General features: G+C 70.8%; 28 protein-coding genes. 12 read left to right on the forward strand and 16 right to left on the reverse strand.

Going from position 1 to position 23920, the window contains the following annotated elements; genetic code table 11:
- Window positions 1–18 precede the first annotated feature (18 nt).
- Window positions 19–1329 carry a UDP-glucose/GDP-mannose dehydrogenase family protein gene (locus tag C3481_RS13680; RefSeq protein ID WP_103842886.1) on the forward strand — a complete coding sequence of 437 codons (1311 nt, stop codon included), beginning with the start codon at window positions 19–21 and terminating at the stop codon, window positions 1327–1329.
- Here C3481_RS13680 and C3481_RS13685 read toward each other — a convergent pair.
- Entirely contained in the window at window positions 1305–2165 is an 861-nt protein-coding gene (locus tag C3481_RS13685) for a helix-turn-helix transcriptional regulator (RefSeq protein ID WP_137750743.1), read from the reverse strand. The genes C3481_RS13680 and C3481_RS13685 overlap by 25 nt on opposite strands.
- A 365-nt stretch (window positions 2166–2530) precedes the next feature.
- On the opposite strand from C3481_RS13685, the gene C3481_RS13690 reads away from it, so the two are divergent.
- From C3481_RS13690 to lepB, 6 genes are all read left to right on the forward strand, one after another.
- A complete protein-coding gene (locus C3481_RS13690; RefSeq protein ID WP_071919077.1) occupies window positions 2531–3202 on the forward strand; it encodes a hypothetical protein in 672 nt (223 codons plus the stop codon).
- Entirely contained in the window at window positions 3199–3354 is a 156-nt protein-coding gene (locus C3481_RS16565; protein WP_157096448.1) for a hypothetical protein, read from the forward strand. Before C3481_RS13690 ends, C3481_RS16565 begins: the two co-directional genes overlap by 4 nt.
- A 47-nt stretch (window positions 3355–3401) precedes the next feature.
- Entirely contained in the window at window positions 3402–3551 is a 150-nt protein-coding gene (locus C3481_RS16570) for a hypothetical protein (RefSeq protein WP_023954151.1), read from the forward strand.
- Between the two features lie 161 nt (window positions 3552–3712).
- A complete protein-coding gene (locus C3481_RS13695) occupies window positions 3713–4669 on the forward strand; it encodes a nucleotidyltransferase family protein (protein ID WP_103842888.1) in 957 nt (318 codons plus the stop codon).
- Complete coding sequence (locus C3481_RS13700; RefSeq protein WP_064955443.1) at window positions 4660–6183, forward strand: polysaccharide biosynthesis tyrosine autokinase; 1524 nt, start codon at window positions 4660–4662, stop codon at window positions 6181–6183. The genes C3481_RS13695 and C3481_RS13700 overlap by 10 nt, the downstream gene beginning before the upstream one ends.
- A gap of 3 nt (window positions 6184–6186) precedes the next feature.
- Window positions 6187–6900 (forward strand): signal peptidase I, encoded by a 714-nt coding sequence (lepB, locus tag C3481_RS13705; RefSeq protein WP_103842892.1) that lies wholly within the window; start codon window positions 6187–6189, stop codon window positions 6898–6900.
- Window positions 6901–6909: 9 nt separating this feature from the next.
- Here the strand turns inward: lepB and C3481_RS13710 are convergent, their stop codons facing one another.
- From C3481_RS13710 to C3481_RS13730, 5 genes are all read right to left on the reverse strand, one after another.
- Window positions 6910–7875 (reverse strand): helix-turn-helix domain-containing protein, encoded by a 966-nt coding sequence (locus tag C3481_RS13710; RefSeq protein ID WP_103842894.1) that lies wholly within the window; start codon window positions 7873–7875, stop codon window positions 6910–6912.
- Between the two features lie 129 nt (window positions 7876–8004).
- Window positions 8005–8658, reverse strand: a complete 654-nt coding sequence (locus tag C3481_RS13715; RefSeq protein ID WP_064955446.1) for a hypothetical protein — start codon at window positions 8656–8658, stop codon at window positions 8005–8007.
- A gap of 151 nt (window positions 8659–8809) precedes the next feature.
- Complete coding sequence (locus tag C3481_RS13720) at window positions 8810–10210, reverse strand: PqqD family peptide modification chaperone (RefSeq protein ID WP_103842896.1); 1401 nt, start codon at window positions 10208–10210, stop codon at window positions 8810–8812.
- Between the two features lie 19 nt (window positions 10211–10229).
- On the reverse strand, window positions 10230–11255 hold the full coding sequence (locus C3481_RS13725; RefSeq protein WP_219817671.1) for a helix-turn-helix domain-containing protein: 1026 nt from the start codon (window positions 11253–11255) through the stop codon (window positions 10230–10232).
- 165 nt (window positions 11256–11420) lie between these two features.
- Window positions 11421–11894: an acyl-CoA thioesterase gene (locus C3481_RS13730; protein ID WP_023954135.1), complete on the reverse strand. Its 474-nt coding sequence runs from the start codon at window positions 11892–11894 to the stop codon at window positions 11421–11423.
- Window positions 11895–11977: 83 nt separating this feature from the next.
- Here C3481_RS13730 and C3481_RS13735 point away from each other — a divergent pair, with 83 nt between their 5' ends.
- The gene (locus tag C3481_RS13735) at window positions 11978–12214 is read left to right on the forward strand and encodes a three-helix bundle dimerization domain-containing protein (RefSeq protein WP_036304776.1); all 237 of its coding nucleotides are present in this window, start codon (window positions 11978–11980) and stop codon (window positions 12212–12214) included.
- Here the strand turns inward: C3481_RS13735 and C3481_RS13740 are convergent.
- The 9 genes from C3481_RS13740 to C3481_RS13780 form a co-directional block, all read right to left on the reverse strand.
- Window positions 12194–12727: a Na+/H+ antiporter subunit E gene (locus C3481_RS13740; RefSeq protein ID WP_103842900.1), complete on the reverse strand. Its 534-nt coding sequence runs from the start codon at window positions 12725–12727 to the stop codon at window positions 12194–12196. The genes C3481_RS13735 and C3481_RS13740 overlap by 21 nt on opposite strands.
- A complete protein-coding gene (locus tag C3481_RS13745; protein ID WP_146053661.1) occupies window positions 12724–14487 on the reverse strand; it encodes a complex I subunit 5 family protein in 1764 nt (587 codons plus the stop codon). The genes C3481_RS13740 and C3481_RS13745 overlap by 4 nt, the downstream gene beginning before the upstream one ends.
- Window positions 14478–16019 carry a complex I subunit 5 family protein gene (locus tag C3481_RS13750; RefSeq protein WP_103842904.1) on the reverse strand — a complete coding sequence of 514 codons (1542 nt, stop codon included), beginning with the start codon at window positions 16017–16019 and terminating at the stop codon, window positions 14478–14480. Before C3481_RS13750 ends, C3481_RS13745 begins: the two co-directional genes overlap by 10 nt.
- Window positions 16016–17458, reverse strand: coding sequence for a complex I subunit 5 family protein (locus tag C3481_RS13755; protein ID WP_103842906.1), 1443 nt, complete (start codon window positions 17456–17458; stop codon window positions 16016–16018). The genes C3481_RS13750 and C3481_RS13755 overlap by 4 nt, the downstream gene beginning before the upstream one ends.
- On the reverse strand, window positions 17455–17766 hold the full coding sequence (locus C3481_RS13760; protein ID WP_023954123.1) for an NADH-quinone oxidoreductase subunit K: 312 nt from the start codon (window positions 17764–17766) through the stop codon (window positions 17455–17457). Before C3481_RS13760 ends, C3481_RS13755 begins: the two co-directional genes overlap by 4 nt.
- The gene (locus C3481_RS13765) at window positions 17763–18713 is read right to left on the reverse strand and encodes a hydrogenase subunit MbhD domain-containing protein (RefSeq protein ID WP_103842908.1); all 951 of its coding nucleotides are present in this window, start codon (window positions 18711–18713) and stop codon (window positions 17763–17765) included. The genes C3481_RS13760 and C3481_RS13765 overlap by 4 nt, the downstream gene beginning before the upstream one ends.
- On the reverse strand, window positions 18710–19054 hold the full coding sequence (locus C3481_RS13770; protein WP_258039130.1) for a monovalent cation/H(+) antiporter subunit G: 345 nt from the start codon (window positions 19052–19054) through the stop codon (window positions 18710–18712). Before C3481_RS13770 ends, C3481_RS13765 begins: the two co-directional genes overlap by 4 nt.
- Window positions 19051–19311 carry a multisubunit Na+/H+ antiporter MrpF subunit gene (locus C3481_RS13775; protein ID WP_023954117.1) on the reverse strand — a complete coding sequence of 87 codons (261 nt, stop codon included), beginning with the start codon at window positions 19309–19311 and terminating at the stop codon, window positions 19051–19053. The genes C3481_RS13770 and C3481_RS13775 overlap by 4 nt, the downstream gene beginning before the upstream one ends.
- A gap of 66 nt (window positions 19312–19377) precedes the next feature.
- Window positions 19378–20082, reverse strand: a complete 705-nt coding sequence (locus C3481_RS13780; protein ID WP_103842910.1) for an L-ribulose-5-phosphate 4-epimerase — start codon at window positions 20080–20082, stop codon at window positions 19378–19380.
- A 115-nt stretch (window positions 20083–20197) separates the two neighbouring features.
- Between C3481_RS13780 and C3481_RS13785 the strand changes: the two genes are divergently transcribed.
- From C3481_RS13785 to C3481_RS13795, 4 genes are read left to right on the forward strand one after another with little or no spacing between them, the layout of a single operon-like run.
- Window positions 20198–21298 (forward strand): VanZ family protein, encoded by a 1101-nt coding sequence (locus C3481_RS13785; RefSeq protein ID WP_023954113.1) that lies wholly within the window; start codon window positions 20198–20200, stop codon window positions 21296–21298.
- A 19-nt stretch (window positions 21299–21317) separates the two neighbouring features.
- Window positions 21318–21494 (forward strand): hypothetical protein, encoded by a 177-nt coding sequence (locus C3481_RS16575; RefSeq protein WP_157096452.1) that lies wholly within the window; start codon window positions 21318–21320, stop codon window positions 21492–21494.
- Window positions 21495–21546: 52 nt separating this feature from the next.
- Window positions 21547–22083 carry a VOC family protein gene (locus tag C3481_RS13790; protein WP_023954109.1) on the forward strand — a complete coding sequence of 179 codons (537 nt, stop codon included), beginning with the start codon at window positions 21547–21549 and terminating at the stop codon, window positions 22081–22083.
- Window positions 22080–22880, forward strand: coding sequence for a MerR family transcriptional regulator (locus C3481_RS13795; protein WP_103842912.1), 801 nt, complete (start codon window positions 22080–22082; stop codon window positions 22878–22880). Before C3481_RS13790 ends, C3481_RS13795 begins: the two co-directional genes overlap by 4 nt.
- An 18-nt stretch (window positions 22881–22898) precedes the next feature.
- Here C3481_RS13795 and C3481_RS13800 read toward each other — a convergent pair whose 3' ends face one another.
- Window positions 22899–23861, reverse strand: coding sequence for an alpha/beta fold hydrolase (locus C3481_RS13800; protein WP_023954105.1), 963 nt, complete (start codon window positions 23859–23861; stop codon window positions 22899–22901).
- Window positions 23862–23920: the final 59 nt, after the last annotated feature.

The following is a 23920-nucleotide window of genomic DNA, read 5'->3' on the forward strand; positions in this document are numbered from 1 at the left end:
CCGCGGAGAGCGAGCACCATGCGTCTGTCGGTCATCGGTTGCGGTTACCTCGGAGCGGTCCACGCCGCGGCGATGGCATCGATCGGGCACGAGGTCGTCGGGATCGACGTCGACGAGCGCAAGATCGCCTCCCTCTCGAACGGAGAGGCACCGTTCTTCGAGCCCGGTCTGCAGGAGATCCTGAGCGAGGGTCTCGCGTCGGGCCAACTCCGCTTCTCGACCGACATGGCGGATGCCGCCGGCGCCGCCGTCCACTTCATCGGCGTCGGCACCCCGCAGCAGAAGGACGGCTACGCCGCCGACCTCACCTACGTCAACGCCGCCGTCGACGCGCTCATCCCGCACCTCGCCGAGGGCGACATCGTCGCGGGCAAGTCGACGGTCCCCGTCGGCACCGCCGCCACGCTCGCCGAGCGCGTGACCCCCACCGGCGCCACGCTCGTCTGGAACCCGGAGTTCCTGCGCGAGGGCTGGGCGGTGCAGGACACCGTCGACCCCGACCGTCTCGTCGCGGGGGTTCCCACCGGCGCCGAGGGCGAGCGCGCCGCCGACATCCTGCGCGAGGTGTACCACCCCTCGGTCGCCAAGAACACGCCGTTCATCGTCACCGACCTCGCTACCGCCGAGCTCGTCAAGGTCGCCGCCAACGCCTTCCTCGCGACGAAGATCAGCTTCATCAACGCCATGGCCGAGATCGCCGAGGTCACCGGCGCCGACGTCACGACGCTCGCCGACGCGATCGGGCACGACGCCCGTATCGGCCGCCGCTTCCTCGGAGCGGGCATCGGCTTCGGCGGCGGCTGCCTGCCGAAGGACATCCGCGCCTTCTCGGCCCGCGCCGAGGAGCTCGGCCGTGGCGAGTCCGTCGCGTTCCTCCGCGAGATCGACGCCATCAACATGCGCCGGCGCGATCGCGCCGTCGACCTCGTGGTCGACGCCTTCGGCGGATCGGTGTTCAAGAAGAACATCACCGTCCTCGGCGCCGCCTTCAAGCCGCACAGCGATGACACCCGCGACTCCCCTGCCCTCGACGTCGCCGTCCGGCTGCACGGCCTCGGGGCATGGGTCACCGTGACCGACCCCGAAGCGATCGAGAACGCCCGCCGCATCCACCCGCAGCTCAACTACGTCGAGGACCGCGACGAGGCGCTGCGCGCCGCCGACGCCGTCATCGTCGTCACCGAGTGGGATGAGTACCGCCGTCAGCTCGACCCGGCCCACGCCGCGACCCTCACCTCCGGCCGGCTCATCGTCGACGGCCGCAACTGCCTCGACGCCGCCGCCTGGCGTGCAGCCGGCTGGGACTACCGGGGTATGGGGCGCCCCTGATCCGACGTCGCACGGCCCGATGTTCCCGGGACGCCCAGCAGTCGCCACCCGTTGCGTCGCGGGTTCTCGACGCGGATGTCGGAGTCGCGCAGCTCCGTCGGCGAGGGCAGGTTCTCGATACGGAGCGCACGGCGAAACGCATCGATGCTGTGGAAGCCGGCCCGGCTGGCTACCTCGGCGACCGTGAGCGCGCGGTCGCGGTCGGCTCGCAACAGCTGCACCGCGAGGTCCAGCCGGAGCCGCCGCAGCTCGCCCGAGGGCGATGTCGCGTGCGCCTGGAAGGCGCGCTGCAGGTGCCGCATCGACACCGCCAGGTGCGCCGCGATCGACTCGGGCGTGACGGACGGGTCGGCGCGGGTCGCCGCCATCATCGATGAGGCCTGCGAGAACAGCGACATCGGTATTCGTGAGCGCACCCATTCCCGGGCCGCGCGCTCGGCGAACAGGCTGTCGATCATGTGCTCCGCCGCGCAGGCGAGAGAATGCTGCGTCGCCGCGTCGACGCCCGCGTCGGTGTCGAGGAGCGACTCGAGGTAGCGTCGCGTGGGTTCGACGAGATGCGTGTCCGGGAGGACCCTCGCCGGTTCCTCCCGGGCTGACACGTTCACGACGAGGAGGGTGATCTCCTCCTCCCACCACGCCATGTGCGGCACGCGCGTCGACAGGAAGATCGCTTCGCCCGTCTCGAGCCGCCGCGCAGGCTCGGTGATCGGAGCACGACTCATCAACGCGCCGCCGTCCGAGGGGAACACGACGAGCGCTGATTCCTCTCGCAGCGGCGAAAGCGTGACCGCCCCCGGGCCCAGCTGCACGCGACGCAGTTCGATGTGAGCCACGCGCACACCCTGGGTCGAGATGACGTCGAGTCGTCGCGGACCTCGTGACCAGCTATCGGATGCACCGTCCCCAGCGATGAGATCACGCACGGCTGCCCCCTCCCGTTCTCCTCATTGTCACCACCCCCGCGGTGCACTCCCCGGCGACCGGGCGACGCGTGTCGCACGACGTCACGCAATTGTCGCTGAGCGCCACCCCGCAGCTGCTCCATCGAGCGCACTCGCCCCCGGGGCGGGGAGTCGCGTCTGACGCCTGGCGACCGATCTGTGACGGATGCCGCCGGATTCCGTCATTCTCGTCACCGCTCCATCGCGTAAGCGCAACGCTTCGGGCAGACCCGATGCACGTTTACCAGGAGAACACCATGTCGCTGACCGACGGCCCTGCCGACAACGCTCCCGAAATCACCCCCGCGCCCGACGCCGGCGTGAACCGCCGGACGCTCATGAAGGGTGTCGCGTGGGCTGCCCCCGTCATCGCCCTCAGCGTCGCCGCGCCGCTCGCATCCGCCTCCGTCCAGAACGCGGGACTCGCGTGGACCGACGACGAGACAGGTCTGCTGAGCCTGCGGGTGCTCGACGGCGCCAGTGCCGTCCAGGCCGGTGCGCTCATCACTGTGCCCACCCAGTTCACGATCACCAACGGGGCCGGAGCCATCGACGACACCGCGACGATCACGATCGTCGTCGGTCGTCCTTCAGGGCTCAATCTGCCCGTCGGCCGCGCCCGTGGGTTCGGCGTCGCCACGCTGGGGGGCACCGATGTCGCAGCGCAGAACGCGGTCAGCTACAACACACTCCTCGGGGCGCGCGTGGGCTTCCCGGTGACCACCCTCGTCACGACCCGCGCCGTGTCCGTGCCCTCGAACGGGACGCTGAGCATCCCCGTCGAGTTCGGCCTGTCCGGATCCAACTCCGGAATCGCGGTGAGCGCCCTTGCGACCTTCCCGGTCACGCTGACGGTGGCCTTCGCGAGCGGCCCCACGTACCAGGCTCAGACGTCGATCAGCGTTCCGCTGGGCGCCGGCATCCTGTGACCACGAGCACGCGGGCACGCCGCGGACACGATGGACACACGTCGTGGTGGCGTCGAGAGTACGGCGGTCTTCCCGGCTGGGGGCTGGCCGTCATGCTCACCGCCATCGCGAGCACCCTCCTGTTCTCCCTCGCGATCATCCTCGACTTGTAACCCGCCCGACATCCGATCAGGCCCGAACCGGGCGTACCGTTGCCGCCATGAAGCGATCACGGCGTTCCGATTACGGCAGCCAGTCCTGGTGGACCCGCGACTACGGCGGACTTCCGGGCTGGGCCATCGTCGTCGTCGTGGTCGTCATCGTGGCTCTGGGAGTGTTCGTCACGACGCTTCTCCTGACGCCGCGGTGACGGCCGTGACCGCATGAGAGGGCGCGATGTCGCCCCAGCACTGCCTGGCGAGGCGATCGTGTCGCTCAGACGCTGATCGGCTCTGGGATCTGTCGCTGGGACGCTGATCGGAAGGCGCGGGCTGTCGGGATAATGAGCCCCACCACCGACCCGAGAGACACATGCCCCCACATCAGACAGCGCTGAACCTCGCTCTTCGCAGCGGCGTCGACCTCGGTCATGCATGGGTGCAGGAACTCGCCGACGGCCTCGGTGTCCGCGTGCTCTTCCTCAAGGGGCCGACGCTGTCGCGACAGGGACTGCGCGCCGAACGCACGTCCTCCGACGTCGACGTCCTCGTCGATCCGGTCGCGTTCGACCGGCTCTGCGCCGAGATCGTCGCGCGCGGATGGCAGGAGCGCCCGGCACCGCTCATCGGACGGCTCACGAGCGTCCACTCGCGCACGTTCCTCCACCCCTACTGGCCGTGCGACCTCGACGTGCACCGCCACTACCCGGGCATGCTCGTCGACCCCGGTGCCGCATTCGACGCCCTCTGGACCGAGCACGAGACCAGCGTGTTCGCTCAGCGCTCCTGCACCGTGCCTTCGCGCCTGTCCAACATCGTCATTCTCGCGCTCCACTCCCTGCGCGGCACTCGACGACAGGCTCGTCACGCCGCCGAACTCGATGCTCTTGTGAACGTCGTCCTGACACCCGCTGAACGGGCGCACCTGCCCGGACTCGCGTCGAGGACCGGAACGACAGTGACGCTGGCTGAGGTGTTCCGGCGCATGGGCGTGGTCGTGCCCGTCGATCCTCACGAGCGTGAGTCGGCTGCAGCGCGTCGGTGGCGCGAGCGAGTCGCTTCGGGATCGTTCGGATCGTACTTCTGGTTTGCGGCTCTGCGCGACGCTCGCGGCCTGGACCGAGCCGTCATCGCGTCCCGCGCGATCTGGCCGAGCCGCTCCGATCTCCTCCTGAGCCGGCCCGAGACCGTCGACACGACAGTCGGGCGCACCGCAGCACGCCTGCGGCGCTGGGGCCGCGGAGCCCACTCCCTGCCGCGAGCACTGGGGGCCATGACGCTGAACACTCGAAACACGAGCATCGAGCCGGGGGGACCACGGTGGAACTGAGAGATTATCTGCGGATCCTGCGGGCGCACTGGATCGCGCTGTCGTTGTGCCTCATCCTCGGCGTCGTCGTCGCGTTCGCCTGGACGCTGATCCAGCCCAAGGTCTACACCGCCGATGCGAGCGGCTATGTGACGCCGGTCAAAGCCGAGGGGCAGAACGACAGCAGCTCGGAGTACGTCAGCGACAACCTCGCGAAGTCGAAGGTCAAGTCCTACGTCGACGTCGGCACCTGGCGCGCCGTCGGCGAGCATGCTCGTGAAGAGCTCGGCCTGGATGTGAGCCCGGAGAGCCTCGTTCGCCGCGTCTCGGTCTCGAACCCGCTCGACACCGTCGTCATCAAGGTAGACGCAACGGGGCCGACCCCGGAGGCGGCGCGCGACCTCGCGGGGGCTTGGATCCGCGGCATGCAGATCGAGATCGAGAACATCGAGTCCGGCGGCACGGGTGTGAACCCGGGCATCACGCTCGTCACCGCCGACTCGGCGCGTCTTCCCACCACCCCCAGCTCCCCGAACGTCCGCCTCGCGCTGGCCATCGGTGGCCTCGTGGGCCTCGTCGTGGGCATCGGTTACGCTCTGCTGCGATTCACGCTGGATCGCCGCATCCGCTCCGCCGAGGGCGTCGAGCGGGAGACGGGGCTCAACGTCGTCGGCGCGATCCCCGAGGAGAAGTCCTTCACCGCAGAGAACCGGCTGATCCCGTTCGACGGAGCGAACACGTCGTCGAGCAGGAACGTGCACCTGTACGCGGTCTCCGAGGCCGTGCGTGAGCTGCGCACCAACATCCAGTTCATGGACGTCGACAACCCGCCCCGCATCCTGGTCGTCACCAGCCCCCTCCCCGGCGAGGGCAAGTCGACGACGGCCGCGAACCTCGCCATCACGCTCTCGGCCAGCGGGCAGCGGGTCGTCCTGATCGACGGCGACCTGCGCCGGCCGATGGTCGCGACGATCTTCCACCTCATCGGTGACGCCGGCCTGACCGACATCCTGGCGGGCCGTGCCACGTTCGACGACGTCGCGCAGCCGGTCGGCCGGTCGGGCTCGCTGCGGGTCGTGGCTGCCGGCAAGATCCCGCCGAATCCCAGCGAGATCTTGGGATCCCAGCGCATGCGCGACCTCATGGAGACCCTCAGTCGCGACGCCGTGGTCATCGTCGACGCACCGCCGCTGATCCCGGTGACGGATGCCGCGGTCCTCACCAACCGCACCGACGGGGCGATCATCGTCACCACCGTGGGCCGCACCACCTTCGACGCGTTGAAGAAGGCGCAGCAGAATCTCGAGCGCGCCGGCGGCCGTGCTCTCGGTGTCGTCCTGAACCGTGTGCCGCGCAAGGGCAGCGGCGCGGCGTACTACGGCTACCAGTACACCGGCGCCTACTACCGCACCGAGGATGCCGACACCGTGCCCGATCTGGCTCCGACGCCGGCGACCGCAGCGGTTTCACGTGTCGTCACGGTCGGCGGGCAGGTCCTGCCCGATGGGCGGCGAGCACGCCGCGCCCGGCGCTGAACCGTGACGGCCTCGCCCGACGCCGCCCCGGCACGCCGACGTTGGCGACGTGCAGCGAGCCATCCACTCGCACACCTCACGGCGGCAGTGCTGGTGATCGCGCTCGTGCAGTCGTTCGCCGTCAAGGTGTACCAGGTGCCTTCCGCCTCGATGGAGCAGACCCTCATGCCGGGCGATCGCATCCTCGTCGACCGTCTCGGCATCGCCGGCCCTCCGAGCCGCGGCGACGTCGTCGTGTTCGAGCGCCCCGAGTCATGGCGCGACGCACCACGGGCAGAGAAGAGCCCGTGGCGCGCGGCCGCCGGGTGGTTCGGCGACGTCTTCGGCTTCGGCCCGAGCAACGGCGACGCACTGGTCAAGCGCATCGTCGCCGGCCCCGGTGAGACGGTCGCGTGCTGCGACGCCGTGGGCCGACTGACGATCGACGACGAGCCGCTCGACGAGCCCTACGTCACGCACGATCTTCCGTTCGAGTCCGGTGTGCTCGATTGCGACACCGCCCCCCGTTCGTCGCGCTGCTTCCCTCCCATCCACCTCGGTTCCGACGAGTACCTTCTTCTGGGCGACAGCCGCGCGAACTCCGCCGACTCGCTCGCGGCCTGCCGAGGCGGTGCCAGCGCCGACACCGCCTCGTGCGCACGACCGGTGGATAGGGAACAGATCATCGGCGAAGCATTCTTCCGCTTCTGGCCGGTGACCCGATGGGGGATGCCGTAGGCGTCGGCCTCACGCGGGCGCCGCGGGCGCCGCGAGCGCGGGCAGAGCATGCAGACCGCGCCGGTCGGTGCGCGGGGCCCGGCGCTGCGCACGCACTCGGGTCGGCGAGGGCTCCCCTTGCAGCCGGAACGCTCGGCGAAGATCGTCGGCGCTCGTGAAGCCGGCGAATCGCGACACCTCCTCGACTGACAGCACGTCGTAGCGCTGTTCCGTCAGCAGCTGCACGGCGAGCTCGACGCGAAGGCGACGGATCTCCATAGCGGGCGAGGTGCCCTGCTCAGAGAACGCCCGCTGCAGATGCCGGGGGGACACCGCGAGCTCGGCCGCGAGCGACGGCACCGTCAGCTCGGAGTCGGCGCGCCGCGAGGCGATGAGGGCGAGGGCGCGGCGGTAGAGCGAGGGCTGCACCTTGACCGGCCCCGCTCCCACGCTCGCTCGCTCGAGGAACAGGCTGCCGACCATCTCCTCGCTCAACCGCGACAGGGCGTAGGTCGCCACACGTCCGGGCCGGGCCGCCCCGGACAGCAGGGAACGGAAGTAGGCGGTCGCGGGGGTGACCAGCGCCGAGTCGCCCGCGAACAGCGGTCCGTCGCTCTCGTCGAGAGGAGCGCCGAAGGCGGCGACCACGGCCTCGGGTGCCGACACCACGATGACCTCAGCCTCATCCGACCAGGCGAGCAGATAGTCGGAGCGCGAGCGCAGGAAGAGACCCCGGCCAGCGTCGGCACGATGGCGTCGGCGCGAATCGAGCGTCGGTGCGACACTCACGCTCCCGGCCGCGACGAGCATGCAATGCAGGACGGGGGACTCACTCGTCGGCACGACGCGCTCGGCGCCGCGTGCGAGCTCGTATCGCTTCAGCACGACCGACTCGAGGGCGAGAGTGTCGGCTGGGCGGCCCGCGAAGGGTTCGCCCGGCCGACGCGACGAGGGGGGCGGCGTTCCCGGCGCACTCGGGTAGCGCTCGTAGCTCACGCTGCACCTCCCCCCTCGATCGCCTCACAGCGTAGGAGCGACCGATCGGTCCTCCCGCACTGGATCCGCGGGCGCGGACTACGCATTCGGGGCACAGCCCGCACCCGCGGACGCTACGGTCATGACTACTTAGAGAATCCCCGCACCCACCGGGACGGTGACGCTCGAGGTGGCTGTGCGGGTCAGGCCGTTGCCGAAATCGACGACGATCGTGACCGGGAAAGTCGCGAGAGCCGAGATGGAGACACCGGTCGAGTTGCCCGCGAGACCGAGCACGAACGGCACTGTCTGCGTTCCGTTGGAGGGAATGTTCACGGGGAGAGTCGTCGTGAAGGTCGTCAGCGGGAAGCCGTACTGGCCGACGATCGCGGCGCTCTGGTACACCGCCGTCCGCTGCCCGGCTGTCGACGGCACGCCGTTGAGGCTGTAGACGCCGAAACCGCGCGCGCGTCCGACGGGCAGGTTGATACCGGCGGGACGTCCGACGGTGACCGTCACCGTCGCGGTCTGGTTGATCGCACCCGCGCCGTTGGTAATGGTGAACTCCGTCGGCACCGTCGTCAGCGCGGTCGCGGTCAGCGTGCCCCCGCCGTCCAACAGGTTCAGCGAGAGCAGGCCCGTCTGGGTGTTCGTCACCGCCAGGCCGGAGTTGTTGACGGATGCCGCAGCCAGGGGTGCTGCGACCGCAACGGCCATCACCGGGACGGCCCACGCGGCGCCCTTGATGATCGTGCGACGGTCGATGCCGTCGGACTCGCGGCGGGCGGGGGTGACGTCGGTCACGGGATCTCCTCAGGTCGGAATGAGAGGTTTTCCCGTACTTTTTCGCCGCCCACGAACGTCGTCGATGGCTGCGCCGGCATCCGTCGCTCAGGTCACGATCGGTGTCGCGAAGTGTCGGAGTCGGACGCCGCGCGGGTGTGCCGGAGCCCCGTCAGGGCAGATACGGCTCCGCGAGCCCGCGCTCGGCGAGCGACCGCAGGAACGCGCGTACGTCGCGATCGATCTCGGTGCCGTCGACGTCGCCGCGTTCCGCGATCACCCGCACCAGCGACTCCGCGGTCGCACCGCGCGCGGTCGTCAGTGCCGACCAGATGATCGCTGCCGTGTCGCGCAATGCGACCGGCTCGGGAGATCCGCCGCGCGCGAGCGACAGCGCGACGAATCCGTCGTCGCTCGACGTCCAGGCGGCATCCGCCCGGGTCCGCCAGGACGGCTCGCGCACCACGACGTCCGCGGCACCGAGCGCGTCCAGCGCGGCGCCCACGACAGCCTCGGCGTCGCCTCTCGGCGGCGCCCCGTGGGCCGCGACCACCGCCTCGGCGAGTGCTCGGGCCGAACGTCCGTCGGCCGCCCGCCAGAGGGCCGGGCCGATGCCGTCGATGATGTGGAGCGTCGCTCCGCCCGCGGGCTCCGGCTGCAACAGGGCGAGTCGCTCACCCGCACCGTCCGTCGGCGAGCCGAGCGCGATCGCGTCGAGATGGGCACCGCGCCACCAGGTCGTCCCTGTTGCCGGGTCCAGGTCGGTCTCGACCTCCGCCGTGAGCGGCTTCGCGTCCGCGACGGGCAGCGTCGCCACGACGTCGCCGGGCCGGAACAGAGGCGCCAGGGCCGCGGCGAGGGTCTCGGCCTCACTGTAGGTCACGCGATGCACCCCGCCGATGGCGGCGACGTGCGCAGCGATCCGATGAAGCGGCGCAGGCAGGTCCGCGAGATAGCTGGTCTGCTCGACGAGCTCGGGAAGCACGTCGCCCAGCGCACACGATTCCAGCACCGGAACCTCGGGCCCGCCCGGTACCCGGTGGAGCAGGACGATCGCGCTCAAGCGCAACGGTCGTGCCGCCAGGGGGCGCAGCCCGAGCTCGGATGCTGAACGCTGGGCCTTGTCCCCTGCCGGATCCTCGATGATCGACAGCGGCTTGCGGTAGGGCAGCACCGTCCCGTCGTCCGTGATCCCGACCGTTTCGTCGGTCACGTAGCCGTAGTGGGCGGCGAGCGCGCGCGTCGCGGTCGTCTTGCCCCGCCCCGACGGCCCGACGACCGCCACGACGTTTCCCTCGTCGTCGGCCAGACCACCGGCGTGCAGCATCCATAGCTCACCACGCCTCGCCTCGATCGCGGCCAGCGTCACGGCCTGCGACAGCGCGGCGAGCTCGCGCCGCAGCTCGCCCCGCGTCAGCGCAACGCTGCGGTGAGCCGCTGGCAGGGGATCGTCCGGAGTCGCCTGGGCGTCGCGCCATGCCCGGACGATCGCCTCGATGTCGCCGTCCGCGCGGTCATCGGCGTCGATCCGCACCGCGCATCCGAGCGCGGAGACGAGAGGAAGCGGCGACACCCTCGTAGCCTATGGTCGATCACACCGCCACCGCATCGGATTCCGGACGCGCGCGATGCGCGGACACGACGGACACCCCGACAAGAAGAAGAGCAGTCGCGAGGAAGGCGAACGCGATCACGGCGGTGATGTTGCCGTTCAGCGTGACCGCGGACCAGGTCGCGAGATCGACGGGGGCGAGCTCGAACGGTGCGTGGTCCAGCACGACATCGACGACCGGCCCGGCTGACACGGCCAATGCCGCGCCGATGACGCAGGCGCTCGCTCCTCGGAGCAGTCCGCGCAACGGCAGATACCGGAGCACCCCGACGACGAGCAAGGCGATGGCCGCGCCGAATCCCACCAGCGGAAGCACGATGCCGCCGAACGCATCGGCGTCGCCGGCCGCCCACAGGACCACCGCGAGGAACGCCGTCACTGCCGCAGCATCCGCGAGCACCGCGATCACGGCGGCGTGTCGACGCAACCCCGGCGACCCGAACGATCGCAGCGCGAGCGGGCCCCAGATCACGACGACCGCGAACAGGATCGCAGCGCCGGTGACGCCGAGGAACCCCGCCGAGGTCAGCGCCTCGATCGAGGCGAGCAGCAGGCCGAGCGAGCCGAGCGCCGCCGCGAGAGTCGTCCAGCCGCGCCGCCCGGTCACGAGCAGGGGCAGCGTGGTGAGCGAGAAGGCCAGGGCGACCGCCGCCGCGACGATCCAGAACCACGACAGCGTGTGCTCGACCGCGAGGTTCGTCACGAAGGTCGCGACCAGCGCGACGGCGTACGCACCGATCGTCGTCCAGAGCACGGCTGCCCGCCACCGGCGATGCACGCGGGCCTGGTGCGCGTCGAGACGTCCGCGGTCGTCTGCGCTCGCGCTGACGAGCTCGCCCTCGGTCACTCCCAGCGCTCGTGCCAGCGGGCCGAGCGTCGCGAGGTCGGGGTACGACAGCCCGCGCTCCCACTTCGACACCGCCGACTCGGTCACGAAGACGCGCGCGGCGAGCTCCTTCTGCGTCAGCCCGGCCGCCCGCCGGGCGCCGGCGAGGAAGCGCCCCACGTCGCCTTTGTGTGTTCCGACCTCGGGCGATCCGGCTTCATGCGTTTCATTCACGTCGCTCAGTGCACCATCACCGGGCTCGACGCACCAAGCCGACACGGCCCCGACACGGCCCGGGCGCGGCTCGACCATCTGGCCAGCCCGGAATCACGCGGATCGCGCACCTCAGGGCAGGCGCACCGAGTCGGTCTTCGGGTGCTCGCGCGGCATCCGGTCTCGGTCGTACGTGATGGCGGAGTAGCCGTGCGGGATCGGCTGCCCCTCCTCGTCGACGCTCACGAACACGAGCCGCTCGATCGAGAGGATCCGCTTGCGCGTGATCATGTTGCGCACGACGGCCCGCATCGTCAGCGAGGTGCGCCCGAAGTGCGTCGCCGTCAGTCCCATCTCGATGAGGTCGCCCTGCAGGGCCGACGACTCGAAGTTGATCTCCGAGATCAGCTTGGTCACCACTCGATAGTTGCCGAGCTGGATGATCGCGTAGATCGCCGCTTCTTCGTCGATCCAGCGGAGAAGGCTTCCACCGAAGAGCGTGCCGTTGGCGTTGAGGTCTTCCGGTCGCACCCACTTGCGCGTGTGGAAGTTGATGCCGCCCTCTGACCAGGGCCATTCGGAACTCGTCTGATCGCTCACGTTCATCCAGCCTAGCTCGCCATGATCGCACGGTCCGGGCGTCGCGTCGACCGGTTCCCCGCGCGCGACGGGCGGCGGATGATATGGGCATGGACAAGCCTGCGAAAGACTTCGACGCTCACGAGGTGGCGGAGGAGGTCGCCGAGCGCGTCAAGAAGCGGATGCCGGATGTCGACGACGATCTCATCCGCCGCGAGGCGGCCGCATCGGTCGAGAGCCACGCCGACGCACGCGTGACGGACTTCATCGGCATCATCGCAGAGCGCGAGACCCGCGAGCGCCTCGCCGACATCGCCGATGAGTCCTCAGGCGCCGCCTCCGACTGACCAGGCCGCCTCGATGCGGGCGATGCGCCGCTCCAGAGAGGCGAGCGCCCCCGCGACATCCACCGAGGGGCTGATCGTGTGCACCGCGATCAGCCGTCCGTCGATGCTGGCGGTGAGACTGCCCGGCATGAGATTCGCCACGAGCGCCAGCGCCGCGCGGCCCGCCGACGTCTCGAGCATCGTCGTATGCGCGACCCACTCCGGATCGATGTCGGGTCCTGGCAACCAGATCGCCCGCCGCGCGACATCGATCCCGCCGATGATCGAGCGACCGATCAGCCATGCGGCCAGCTCGACAACCCCGAGCGCTCCTCGCACCGAGCGGGTCAGCCCGGCCCGGCGCCTCGGTATTCCCGTCAGGGCATACGTGGTCGCAGTGACCGCAGGGACGGCGACCACGCCGTAACCGAGCGCCGCCAGCGACGCCTCGGTCGCCGCGATCCAGACGGCAGCGATCACGACGATCCGGCACAGCACGGAGACGATCACCGTTCCCACCCGTCCGGCCGTCATGGCACCATCACCGCCGCCAGAACCGCGACGAGCACGGCACCGCCCAAGGCGAGGGCGATCACCGCACCCGAACCGGACCAACTGCCGATCGCCCGCTGCGCGCGGTCGAGACCCGGTCCCGCGCTCGGACCGGCGGCGATCCGGGCGACGACGGCACCCCGCACCTGTCCCAGGCCGTTCGACGCGACGGTGAGACCGCGCAGAACGATCCGCGCCGCGCGCTCCTCGACCACCACGATGTCACCGGGGGGCACGGTGGGTGAGCGCTCCGGTGCGCGCCGCGTGACCCCGAGGGCGATCGCGGCGCCGGCGAGTCCGAGCAGCAGCGGCCACGTCTGCGCCCAGATGGCCGACGGATCGAGCCAGCCTGGCACGCTCAGCGGCGGCGCCCATGCTGACGCGAGCGCCGCGACCGGCACCACCGCGAGCACCGACAGGGCGACCCACGCGATGCCGCGCATGCGCGCCGTGGGCTTCGGCGTGCGCTCGCGCCGCGCCAGCGTGACGGCGAACCGAGCCAGCAGCAGCGTCGACCCCACGCCGAACCACGGCAGCACATCGGCGACGCCGAGCGCGGGCAGCCACGGCACCGGCACCTCGCCGACGGCCTCCTTCGCGACGTACTTCGCGATGAACCCGCTCGTGAACGGTGCGCCCACGAGCGCGAGGGACGCGACGGCGAGCGCCGCCGTGACGCTCCAGCGCGGCAGCCGTTCGCTGTCCCACGCCTGCACTCCCAGGAACAGAGCCCCCTTCACGAGCCCGTGCGAGACGCTGTAGACCACAACGGCGGCGATGCAGGCCGGCGCGAGCGCGGGGGCGACGAGGGCCGCACCGATGACGGACGTGAGGAAGCCCATCTGGCTGATGCTGCTGTAGGCGAGGATGACCTTGGGATTGCGCTGCAGCACGCCGGCGGGCACCGCCAGCAGCCCGCCCACGAGGCCGAGCACGAGGAACACCGCGCCCCACGTCGGCTCGCCGGTTCCCTCGCCGAGCGGCAGGAAGCGCAGCCACCCGACGATGCCGGCCTTCAGCATCGCTCCCGACAGCACCGCGCTCGCGGGACTCGGGGCTGCCGGATGCGCGAGCGGCAGCCAGACGTGCAGCGGGACGGTGCCCGCCTTCACTCCGAAGCCGATCAGCAGCAGCAGGATGATCGTCCCCTGCGCGGGCGAGGCGGAGACGGCCGCCGGAGCCTCCCCGACCGTCGTGACGCCATCCGCGGCCAGCAGCAGCAGCGCCGCGAGCACGGCGCACTCCCCGAACACCGTCAGCACCAGATAGATGGCGCCGGCACGCCGCGCGCTCGGCGTCCGGTCGTGCACGACGATCGCGTACCCGAGGAAGCTCATCGCGGCGAAGGCGAGGTAGAACGTCACGAGGTCGTCAGCGAGGAACACCGCGATGTTGCCGGTGAAGCACAGCAGCAGGAATGCCGTCAGCACATGCGGACGCTCGGCTTTCGACCGGACCACGAACGACAGGGCCATGCCGTAGAGAACGACCGCCATCAGCACCAGGGGCCGTGCGACGGCGTCGAGCCGGATGGAAGTGCCGAGCAGCATCCACGGGATCTCATGGCGGTCGCCGGCGTCGAAGACCGCCGCCATACCGGCGGGCAGCACGGCGAGCCAGGAGAAGCGGGTGATCGCCTCCCGCGTCCGGCGCGCCCGCGTACCGCCGACACCGCTCAGCACGGCGATGAGCACCGCGACGAGCAGCGGCGACGACAGTGCGGGGAGGAAGATCACAGCCACGCTCCGTCCGCGATGAACCGTGCCAGCGACCATGGCGAGAACTCCCAGCCCGCGGCGACGCCGAGTCCGACGACGGCCGCGGCTGTGATGAGGGTGGGAACGAGCAGCGCGGCGGGCGCTTCGAGGCGCCGCGCGTGGTCGCCCGGCTGGGTCAGCCGGGGCGCCCGCTCCGCCGACGCGGCGGTGGCCGCAGGCTCCGTCCACATCGCGATGATCACCGGCAGGAAGTACCCGGCGTTGAGGATCGTGCTCGTCAGCAGCACCGCGATGACCCAGGGCTCGCCGGCATCGAGGGCGCCCACCCCCAGCGCCCACTTCGAGATGAACCCGGCGAAGGGGGGCAGCCCGATCATCCCGAGCGCCGCGATCGTGAAGGCCGTCGCCGTCAGCGGCATCCGCCGTCCGACTCCGGAGAGCTCGCTGATCCTGTGGATCTTCAGCTCCTCGGCGAACAGCCCGGCGCAGAAGAAGAGGGTGATCTTCATGAACCCCTGATTGACCATGTGCACGATCGCGCCGGCGGTGGCCATCGGGGCCAGCAGCGCGGCCCCGAGCGCGATGTAGGCCACCTGAGACACGGTCGAGTAGGCGAGGCGCTTCTTCAGGTCGTCCTGGGTGAGCGCACGGAGCGAGCCGTAGACGATCGTGATCGAGGCGACGACGGCGAGCACCGCGAGCAGGCCGAGATCGGCGAACAGCTGGAAGCCGAACGTGTCCTCGACGACCCGGATGATGCCGAAGGCGCCGGCCTTGACCACCGCCACCGCATGCAGGAGGGCGCTGACGGGCGCCGGGGCGACCATCGCGACCGGCAGCCAGCCGTGCAGAGGGAACAGCGCGGCCTTGACCCCGACCCCCGTGAGCAGCAGTGCGCCGATCGCGGTCGCCGTCGCGGGGTCGCGCGCGGCGAGCGCCGCGACGGCGGGGACGCCCCCGGACACGAACTCGACCGGACCCACCTCGAGGGTCAGCCACGCGACGCCGAGCAGCAGCACGACCCCGCCCACGAGCGTGTAGCCGAGGTAGGTGCGCGCTCCGCGCATCGCCTCGGGCGTGCCGCGGTGGGCGACGAGCGGATAGGTCACGAGGGTCAGCAGCTCGAAGAAGATCAGGAAGGTGAAGAGGTTCTGCGCGAGGGCGATGCCGGTCGTCGCCGTCACGCACAGGCTGAAGAACCCGAAGAACCGGCTGCGATTCGGGGCGCCTTCGAGGTAGCCGATCGCGTAGACGGTCGTGACGAGCCAGAGTCCCGACGAGAGCGCGACGAAGAACAGTGAGAACGTGTCGGTGACGAAGACGATCTCCAGCCCGGGGATCCACTCGAACGAGGAACGGAGCTTCTCCCCCGACACGACGATGGGGATGAGCACGACCACGATCGCCGCCTTCGCGATCGCGCCGGCGAGGTTGAGCGCCGTGCGCAGCCGCCGCTGCTCCTCCTTCAGGCCGAAGATGACGAGCGCCGGCACCAGCGAGGTCAGCAGCAGCACGACCGGGATGAGGCTGGGCGAGACGATGGAACCCGGGATCATGGCGCCGCCCCCTCGATGATGGCCACGAGAGGCCCCGGGAAGACGCCGATGACGACGGATGCCGCGGCCAGGACGAACGGCACGATCGAGAGCGTGCGCCTCGGCACGCCGTTCGGGGGCGGCGGGTCATCGCCCGGCGGGGCGAACATCGCTCGGAGCATCTTCGCGACGTACGCGAAGGTCAGCAGTCCGCCCGCGAGCAGCACCGCGACCCACCACCAGGCGCCGACCGCGAGCGAGGACTCCAGCAGCTGCCACTTGCCCACGAACCCGAGGGTGGGCGGCAGGCCCGCCAGGCCGACCCCCGCGATCCCGATCGTGGCGGCCGCGAGCGGCATCCGGGCGAGCGCGCCCCTCAGCCCGCCGAGGCGGTCGCTGCCGTACGCGACCACGAGCGTGCCGGCCGCGAGGAACATCGCCGCCTTCGCGAGCCCGTGCGCGACCGCGAGCACGACTCCGCCGCTCCAGCCGGCCGCGCCCGCGTCGTCTCCGTGCGCGCCGCCATCGAGCATGAGCGGCAGCATCAGCACGAGGTACCCGACCTGCGCGACCGTCGAATAGGCGATGACGGTCTTCAGCCGATCGCGACGCAGCGCCATGAACCCGCCCCACAGGATGCCGGCGGCTCCGGCCGCGGCAGCGGTGTTCGCCAGCACGGGCCCGAGGGCGGTCTCCGGACCGATCGCGGCGAACATGCGCCACAGCACGAACAGCGACGCCTTGATCACGAGCGCCGACAGCAGCGCGCTCACCGCGGCGGGGGCAGCCGGATGCGCGACCGGAAGCCACGAATGCAGCGGGAACAGCGCCATCTTCGCCCCCATGCCGACAAGCGCCAGGGCGAGCACGGCCGCCGTGACGGGACCGTCGTCGACGCGACCCGCCGCCAGAGCGAGGTCGAGCGTCCCCGCCTGCCCGTAGACGAGCGCGACCGCCAGGAGGTAGAACAGCGAACCGGTCACCGCCACGAACAGATACCGCAGTGCCGCCGCACGCGCCCGCGCCCCTCCCAGGGCGACGAGCGCGACCGCGGCCAGGGTCAGCAGCTCGAGCAGGACGTAGATCGTGAACAGGTCCGCGGCCACGAACACACCCGAGATCGCGGCCATCGCGAAGAGCGCCAGCGGCCAGAAGCTGTCGGCGCCGATGAGACGTGGCTCTGCCGAGCCCATGACGAAGGCGGCGAGGAACACGACATGGGCGAGGGCGAGCATCGCGACCGACGCTCCATCCGCCTGCAGCGCGATGCCCAGTGGGGGGATCCATCCCGCGAGCTCGGTACGCACAACGCCGGTGTCCACGACAGCCGGCCACAGCGCCATCACGACGGAACCGCTCGCGACGACGGCCACGACTCCCACGGCAGCGCGGAACCGAGCGGGAACGAGCGCGGCGACCACAGCGGCGGCCACCGGCACGAACAGCAGCAGCGGGATCATCCGTCTCCCTGCTCGTTCTCGTCGGTGGTGTCCTCGACCCGGCGAGCGAGCGCGAGAGCGAGGCCTGTGATCGCGGCCATGACGACGATCCCCGTCAGGACGAGCGCCTGCGGCACGGGATCGGGCGCGCCGCCGTCAGCGCCCGCTGCGCCGCGGTCGGCGAGAGCCAGCAGCACGAGCATCACTCCGCCCGAGGCGACGTTCAGCGCGACGATGCGGCGGATGAGGTCGCGCACCACGAGGTGCGCCGTGGTGCCGATGACGAACACCACGACGCCCGCGCCGAGGAAGAGCAACGTCGCGTTCATGCGCGCTCCTCATCCACCGCGCCGGCGGGACTCGCGCTGTCATCGACCGCGCCGGCGGCGAAGAAGATCTCGCTGAGCGCGACGCCGATCCCGGCGGCGAGCACCGCTTCGATCGCGAGGATCGCCCCACCCGCCCACGCGGTGTCGAGCCCGAGCCAGGCGCCCGTCACGACGAGGCCGATGACGGCGAGGGCGACGAATGCGAGCAGGCTCGTGCTCACGATCGCCGTCGCGACGGGGCGGGAGACGGCGGCGGCTCGGATGCCGCACAGCCGCGCGATCACGAGAGCCGCGGCGATGAGCGCGCCCGACTGGAACGCCCCGCCGGGCTGAATGCTGCCGGCCACCAGCACCCAGATCGCGAGCACGAGGACGACCGGCACGATCACGACGGCAAGAGCCCGCCGCACCGGATCAGCCGGCCTCACGGCCCGCAGCCGCTCGCCGCCGACCGCGCCCGCGGCCACCGCGGCGACGACGAGCACGGCGATCTCGAGAAGCGTGTCGAGGCTGCGATAACTCAGCAGCACCGCCGTGACGGGGTGCGAGACGCCCGCCGCGTCCGTCGCCGCGACCGCCTCCCGGCCCAGGTCGGCGGGTTCAACGCTCACGCTGCGTACGGCCAGCAGCAGACCGACCAGACCAGCCGCACCCCCTGCGACGGCGACCCCGATCGTCACCGCCCGACCCCGCTCTTCGGCGCTCGGTCGCGGCGGCGCCCGGCGTTCGAGCGCGTCGACCAGCAACGCCCCGGCGATACCGCCGCCCAGCGCCGCCTCCGCGAGCGCGACATCGGGCGCATCGATGCGACCCCACAGCACCGCCAGCAGGATGCCGAACACGAGGAAGGCTGTCGTCGCGGCGGCCCGGCCCCGCACGAGCACCGCCACCGAGGCGACGACGACGACCGCCCCGACAGCGAGCAGATCCAGGAGGTCGACGTTCATGAGCCGCCGTCCGCGTCGCTGCGCCGCTTCCGGCGCTCACTGCCGGCCAGCAGGTGGGAGTTGCCTGCGGTGCCGAGGAGCGCGAGCATCCAGATCAGCAGCAGCTTCGCCGCGACCCCGACGATGCCGAGCCCGTCGCCGCCGCGGGCGATCGCATCGACGATGAGGGCGATGACGATGAACCCGAGGCCGAGGTTGTCGGCCTTGGCGACAGCGTGGAGGCGGGTCGGAAGATCCGGAAAACGAAGCAGCCCCAGCGTGCCGACGACAACGAACAGGCATCCGACCAACAGCAGGCCGATCACAAGGACGTCCAGCACCCCGACGTTCGCTGCGGTCACCGCTCTGCCCGCCGGGTGTAGACGACCACGACGACCGTTGCGAGGGCGACCACCGTGACCGCGACATCACGAAGAGCCGCGACGCCCAGCGCCGAGGCGAGGACGACGAAGAGCGCGGCGCCGCTCGTGCCCAGAAGCACGAAGGCCGTCAACCGGTCCTCGGGGCTCGGCCCGCGCACCGCACGCCAGAGTCCCACGACGATGCAGACGAGCAGAACGGCGGCGACCGCATGCAGCGCGATGTCCACTGCGGTCATGGCGTCTCCCCTCCGACGTCGTCACCACTGACGATATCCGGAATGCGAAGCCGCCCCGGTGCGGGGCTACCGGCGGTCGTCGGTGGTCTGTCCGTAAACGTTCTGATACCGGTCGTACAACGCATCGATCGCGTCCTGCGGGATCGGGAGCAGCTCCCCCGCCTGCCGGGCGATGTGGACCGTGCGAGCCACGTCCTCCACCATCACCGCAGCCTTGACCGCATCCTTCGCACTCGACCCGATCGTGAACGGCCCATGGTTCTGCATCAGCACCGCCCGAGAACGATGCCGCCGAAGCGTCTGCACGATCCCCCGACCGATCGAGTCATCACCGATGATCGCGAACGGCCCCACCGGAATCGGACCCCCGAACTCATCGGCCATCGCCGTGATCACACACGGGATCTCCTCACCCCGCGCCGCCCACGCCACCGCATACGTCGAATGCGTGTGCACCACACCACCCACCTCGGGCATGTTCCGATACACATACGCATGAGCGGCCGTGTCACTCGACGGCGACCGATCACTGCCCGGCGTCCCCGGCACCACATTGCCGTCCAGATCGCACACGATCATGTTCTCCGGAGCCAACTCGTCATACGACACCCCCGACGGCTTGATGACCATGAGGTCGTCGGCGGGCTCTGCGCCCAGGCGCACCCGACCCGACACGTTGCCGCCGGTCCACACGACCAGCCCGTAACGCACCAGCTCCGCGTGCAACGACGCCACCTCGGCCCGAACCCGCGCCACCGCTTCGTGTTCCATCGGACTCCTCCGCCTCTCGGGATGCCGGATCCGCCTTCGGGACCGGCGCTCGACATGTTACCGGTAACACCATGCGGGTCACGGAAACAGCCTCTCATCTGGAAGAGTTGTCGGAATGGGTGACAACGTCTTCCTCGGTGCCGTGGCGATCGGCATCGGCGCGGTCGTCGGGATCGTGCTGTTCGTTCCCTTCGTCGCGATCCAGTACCGGCGCGCGGGCCACCTCACCGCGGGGCAGCTCGTGCTGTGGAGCGCGGCCCTCGTGTACTTCTTCGCCATCTGGACGTACACCCTCCTGCCTCTCCCCGATCCCGCCGGCATGCGCTGCGCGGGGGTCAACCTCAACCCCCTGGAGCTGGTCGACGACATCCGAGGTGCCGGGCAGCGCGCGGGCGGCAGCACCCGGGCGTTCCTCACCGACTTCGCCTTCCTGCAGCTCGCGCTCAATGTCCTGCTCTTCCTGCCGCTCGGCTTCTTCGTCCGCGTGCTCGCCCGCCGCGGCATCCTCGTCGCACTCGCCGCCGGCCTCGGGATCTCCCTCATCGTCGAGTTCACTCAGCTCACCGGTGTCTGGGGCGTCTACCCGTGCGCCTACCGCGTCTTCGACGTCGACGATCTGCTCACCAACACCGTCGGCGCGGTCATCGGCTCCATCCTCGCCCTCCTCGTGCCGCGCCGGCCGGTCTCGGATGAGCCCGACGCCCCGCGGCCCGTGACCCGGGGCCGCCGCATCCTCGCGATGGTGTGCGACCTGCTCGCCTACGCGCTCGTCGGCATCTTCGTCAGCGTCGGCATCCAGGCCGCCCTCGTCGTCACCGGCAACCGCGACGTCGCCGTCGAGACCGACCTCGCCGGTCAGGTCGGCTCCGTCGCCGCCCTGATCATCGTGGCGGGATGCGTCCTGGTGTCGGGGCGCACGATCGGCGACCTGACCGTGCGCCTCCGCTACGCGGGAGGACCGGCCCCCGCCGGCGTGACGCGGCTGACCCGGCTCATCGGCGGCATCGGCGGATATGCCCTGTTGGACCAGCTCCCGGGCCCCTGGGGCTTCCTCACCTTCGCCTTCCTCGTGACGGCCACGATCCTCGCGTTCACGACCCGCGCCGGCCGGGGCCTGCCCGGAGTCCTCGGCGGCCAGGAGCTGCGCGACAGCAGAGAGCATGGTCCCGCAGGACGAGTCGAAATCACCCGTACGGGGGACGCGCGCCGGCGCTGAGGTCCGTACCGTCGAGAGCATGGACGTCGAAGCACTAGCCCACACCGCCACCGGCGCTCTCGTCGGCATCGCCCTCGGATTCGTCGTGGGGCTGCTCACCCTCAACCCGATGCTCGGCGTGATCGTCGGCGGCGTCGCGATGATCGTCCTCGCGATCGCGGCCGTCATGCTGCTCCCCCGCGGCATGTACCGCTGAGAGGGTCACGCCCGCTTGACCCTCACGCGACGTGAGGGCAGAGAGTGGTCGCATGACCGACCAGCACACCCCGTATTACGACGCTTTCGAGATCAGCCCCGTTCCCCCGCCCGGACCGGATGCCGTCGCCCCCGAGCCCTACCGCGGCATCTACGGGATGCCGGCGTTCGTGACCATCCCCACGCATGACCTGTCGACCTCGACGCAGTTCTGGACCGCGGGCCTGGGGTTCTTCGAGCTCTTCACGATCCCGGGAACGCTCGTGCACCTCCGCCGCTGGGCCTTCCAGGATGTCCTCCTCGTCGCCGCCGACCCGGCTACGCTGCCCGCGTCCGAACCACCCGCGCTGACCTACAGCTACGCCTGCATCCTCACCGAGCTCGACGGCATCGCCGCGGACTGCCGCGCCCTGGCCCCGGGGGCGGTGGGCGATCCGCGCGACACCCCATGGAACAGCCGCGAGGTCGAGATCCTCACCCCGGAGAACGCGCGTATCGTCGTCACGGCGGCGAAGCCCTACGAGCCCGACAGCGCAGCGGCACGCTCCCTCGCCGCCATCGGCATCACACCCTCGCAGGAGCACCCATGAGCGACATCAGCACGGACGGGGTGACGGTCGGGCGCGCGGCATCCGATCTCAGGGTCACGGTGCGCACCCTGCACCACTGGGACGAGATCGGCCTCGCCTCGCCCTCGCTGCGCACCGACGCGGGATACCGGCTGTACACCGCCGACGACATCGCGCGTCTGCAGCGCATCGTCGTGTACCGGGAGGTCGGACTGGGGCTCGACCAGATCCGCTCGATTCTCGACGAACCCGATCGCGACACCTCCGCCGCCCTGCGGGCGCAGCGCGACGAGGTGTCACGATCGCTCGCCCGGCTCGAAGACCTCCGCGCGGGTCTCGACCGGATGATCGAGGCGCACGAGCGCGGCGTCCTGCTCACGGCCGAGGAGCAGCTGTCGATCTTCGGCCCCGACTGGAACCCCGACTGGCCCGCGCTCGCCCGGCGCCGGTACGGTGATTCCCCGCAGTGGCAGCAGTACGTCGAGCGCGCCGCCACCCGCAGCCCCGACCAGTGGCGCGCGGTCACCGCGGCGATGACCGCGCTCGAGGGCGACCTCGCCGCGGCGGCGGGCGCCGGCATCGAGCCCGGCGCTGCCGAAGCCGATGCGCTCGTCGAGCGCCACCGCGCAGCGATCAGCGAGTACTTTCCGGTCAGCCGGTCGATGCAGGTGTGCCTGGGTCGGATGTACGAGGCGGATGCCGCATTCGCCGCGCACTACGACCGTCTCAGCCCCGGCCTCGCCTCGTGGCTGCGCCGCAGCATCGACGAGAGCGCCCGCGCCCGCGGCATCGACCCCGACACCGCGGTATGGGAGTGACGACGCGGGAGTGACGGCTCAGCGCCGTCCGCCGGTGAACGCGCGCCACATGACGGCGGCGTGCGACTCCTTCGCGTGCTCGACGCCGACCTCGTCGCCCTCCCGCGCGCTGAACCATTCCTGCACGCGATAGCGGGCCGCCCGCCACATCAGGGCGATCCCGCCGTACGCCGGGCGGGGCACGCGTGCCTCCTCCTGCGACATCTGACCGCGGCGCGGCAGGTCGCCCGCGACGAAGGCGTCCATGAGCTTGGCTACGCCGATCGCGTTGCCGTTGATGACCGAGTGCGCGGCACCGTGGATCTCCCACCGCCACGCGTCGTGCGCGACGGACAGGAGCTCCGAGTGGAAGTACCGCGGCGACGAGAAGTCGCGCGCGCCGCGGATCAGCAGCACCTGCGCAGAGACGTCCGCCAGGCGGTCGCGCAGCGGATACCGCATCATGTGCGGCAGCACCCGCATGAAGTATGCGAAACCGCAGAGCAGGTAGGCGCTGACCGCCAGCAGCACGAGACGGAACGGCTCGAACAGCGACGACTGCGCGAACCGGATCCCCTGCAGCACCACCGAGCGCTCGCGGTCGTTCACGACCGGCCCGATGAGAACGGCCTGACGGATGGCGGGGCGCCGCGCGAGCACCTCCGTCACGATCTGCGTGCCGAAGGAGTGCCCGAGCAGCACCGGGTCCTCGAGCTCGAACCGGTCGAGCACCGCCTCCACCTGGTCGGCGAAGAACGATACCGACGGCTCGTCACGCGGCGCACGCTGGCCCGCGAAGCCGGGGAGGTCGAGCGCGAAGACCCGCGCGTTCTGCGCGAGCAAGGGAGCGAGCAGGTCGAAGTACGTCGCGGCGACCCCGATCCCCGCGATCAGCACGAAGACCCGCTCCGCGTCCGCCGACGAGGCGGTCTGCACCCGCGTGACCCGCGTGCGCACCCCGTCGAACGCGACCGTCTCGACGTCGATGTCGGCCGGCTCCATATCATCTTCACCGCCGCGAGCGCGCCCCTCCACCATGTCCCTACCGTCTCACACGCTGG

It is taken from the genome of Microbacterium sp. Ru50, assembly GCF_002920555.1.
Classification (GTDB): domain Bacteria; phylum Actinomycetota; class Actinomycetes; order Actinomycetales; family Microbacteriaceae; genus Microbacterium; species Microbacterium arborescens.

Bases quoted from the DNA above. Each gene is read 5' to 3' on its own strand.
- C3481_RS16570 (WP_023954151.1), top strand. From the start codon at position 3,402: ATGAAGCGATCACGGCGTTCCGATTACGGCAGCCAGTCCTGGTGGACC.
- C3481_RS13780 (WP_103842910.1), bottom strand. From the start codon at position 20,082: ATGGAACACGAAGCGGTGGCGCGGGTTCGGGCCGAGGTGGCGTCGTTG.
- C3481_RS13760 (WP_023954123.1), bottom strand. From the start codon at position 17,766: ATGAACGCGACGTTGCTCTTCCTCGGCGCGGGCGTCGTGGTGTTCGTC.
- C3481_RS13695 (WP_103842888.1), top strand. From the start codon at position 3,713: ATGCCCCCACATCAGACAGCGCTGAACCTCGCTCTTCGCAGCGGCGTC.
- C3481_RS13800 (WP_023954105.1), bottom strand. From the start codon at position 23,861: ATGGAGCCGGCCGACATCGACGTCGAGACGGTCGCGTTCGACGGGGTG.
- C3481_RS13690 (WP_071919077.1), top strand. From the start codon at position 2,531: ATGTCGCTGACCGACGGCCCTGCCGACAACGCTCCCGAAATCACCCCC.
- C3481_RS13680 (WP_103842886.1), top strand. From the start codon at position 19: ATGCGTCTGTCGGTCATCGGTTGCGGTTACCTCGGAGCGGTCCACGCC.
- C3481_RS13735 (WP_036304776.1), top strand. From the start codon at position 11,978: ATGGACAAGCCTGCGAAAGACTTCGACGCTCACGAGGTGGCGGAGGAG.
- C3481_RS13740 (WP_103842900.1), bottom strand. From the start codon at position 12,727: ATGACGGCCGGACGGGTGGGAACGGTGATCGTCTCCGTGCTGTGCCGG.
- C3481_RS16575 (WP_157096452.1), top strand. From the start codon at position 21,318: ATGGACGTCGAAGCACTAGCCCACACCGCCACCGGCGCTCTCGTCGGC.
- C3481_RS13765 (WP_103842908.1), bottom strand. From the start codon at position 18,713: ATGAACGTCGACCTCCTGGATCTGCTCGCTGTCGGGGCGGTCGTCGTC.
- C3481_RS13775 (WP_023954117.1), bottom strand. From the start codon at position 19,311: ATGACCGCAGTGGACATCGCGCTGCATGCGGTCGCCGCCGTTCTGCTC.
- C3481_RS13730 (WP_023954135.1), bottom strand. From the start codon at position 11,894: ATGAACGTGAGCGATCAGACGAGTTCCGAATGGCCCTGGTCAGAGGGC.
- C3481_RS13785 (WP_023954113.1), top strand. From the start codon at position 20,198: ATGGGTGACAACGTCTTCCTCGGTGCCGTGGCGATCGGCATCGGCGCG.
- C3481_RS13755 (WP_103842906.1), bottom strand. From the start codon at position 17,458: ATGATCCCGCTGCTGCTGTTCGTGCCGGTGGCCGCCGCTGTGGTCGCC.
- C3481_RS13790 (WP_023954109.1), top strand. From the start codon at position 21,547: ATGACCGACCAGCACACCCCGTATTACGACGCTTTCGAGATCAGCCCC.
- C3481_RS13750 (WP_103842904.1), bottom strand. From the start codon at position 16,019: ATGATCCCGGGTTCCATCGTCTCGCCCAGCCTCATCCCGGTCGTGCTG.
- C3481_RS13795 (WP_103842912.1), top strand. From the start codon at position 22,080: ATGAGCGACATCAGCACGGACGGGGTGACGGTCGGGCGCGCGGCATCC.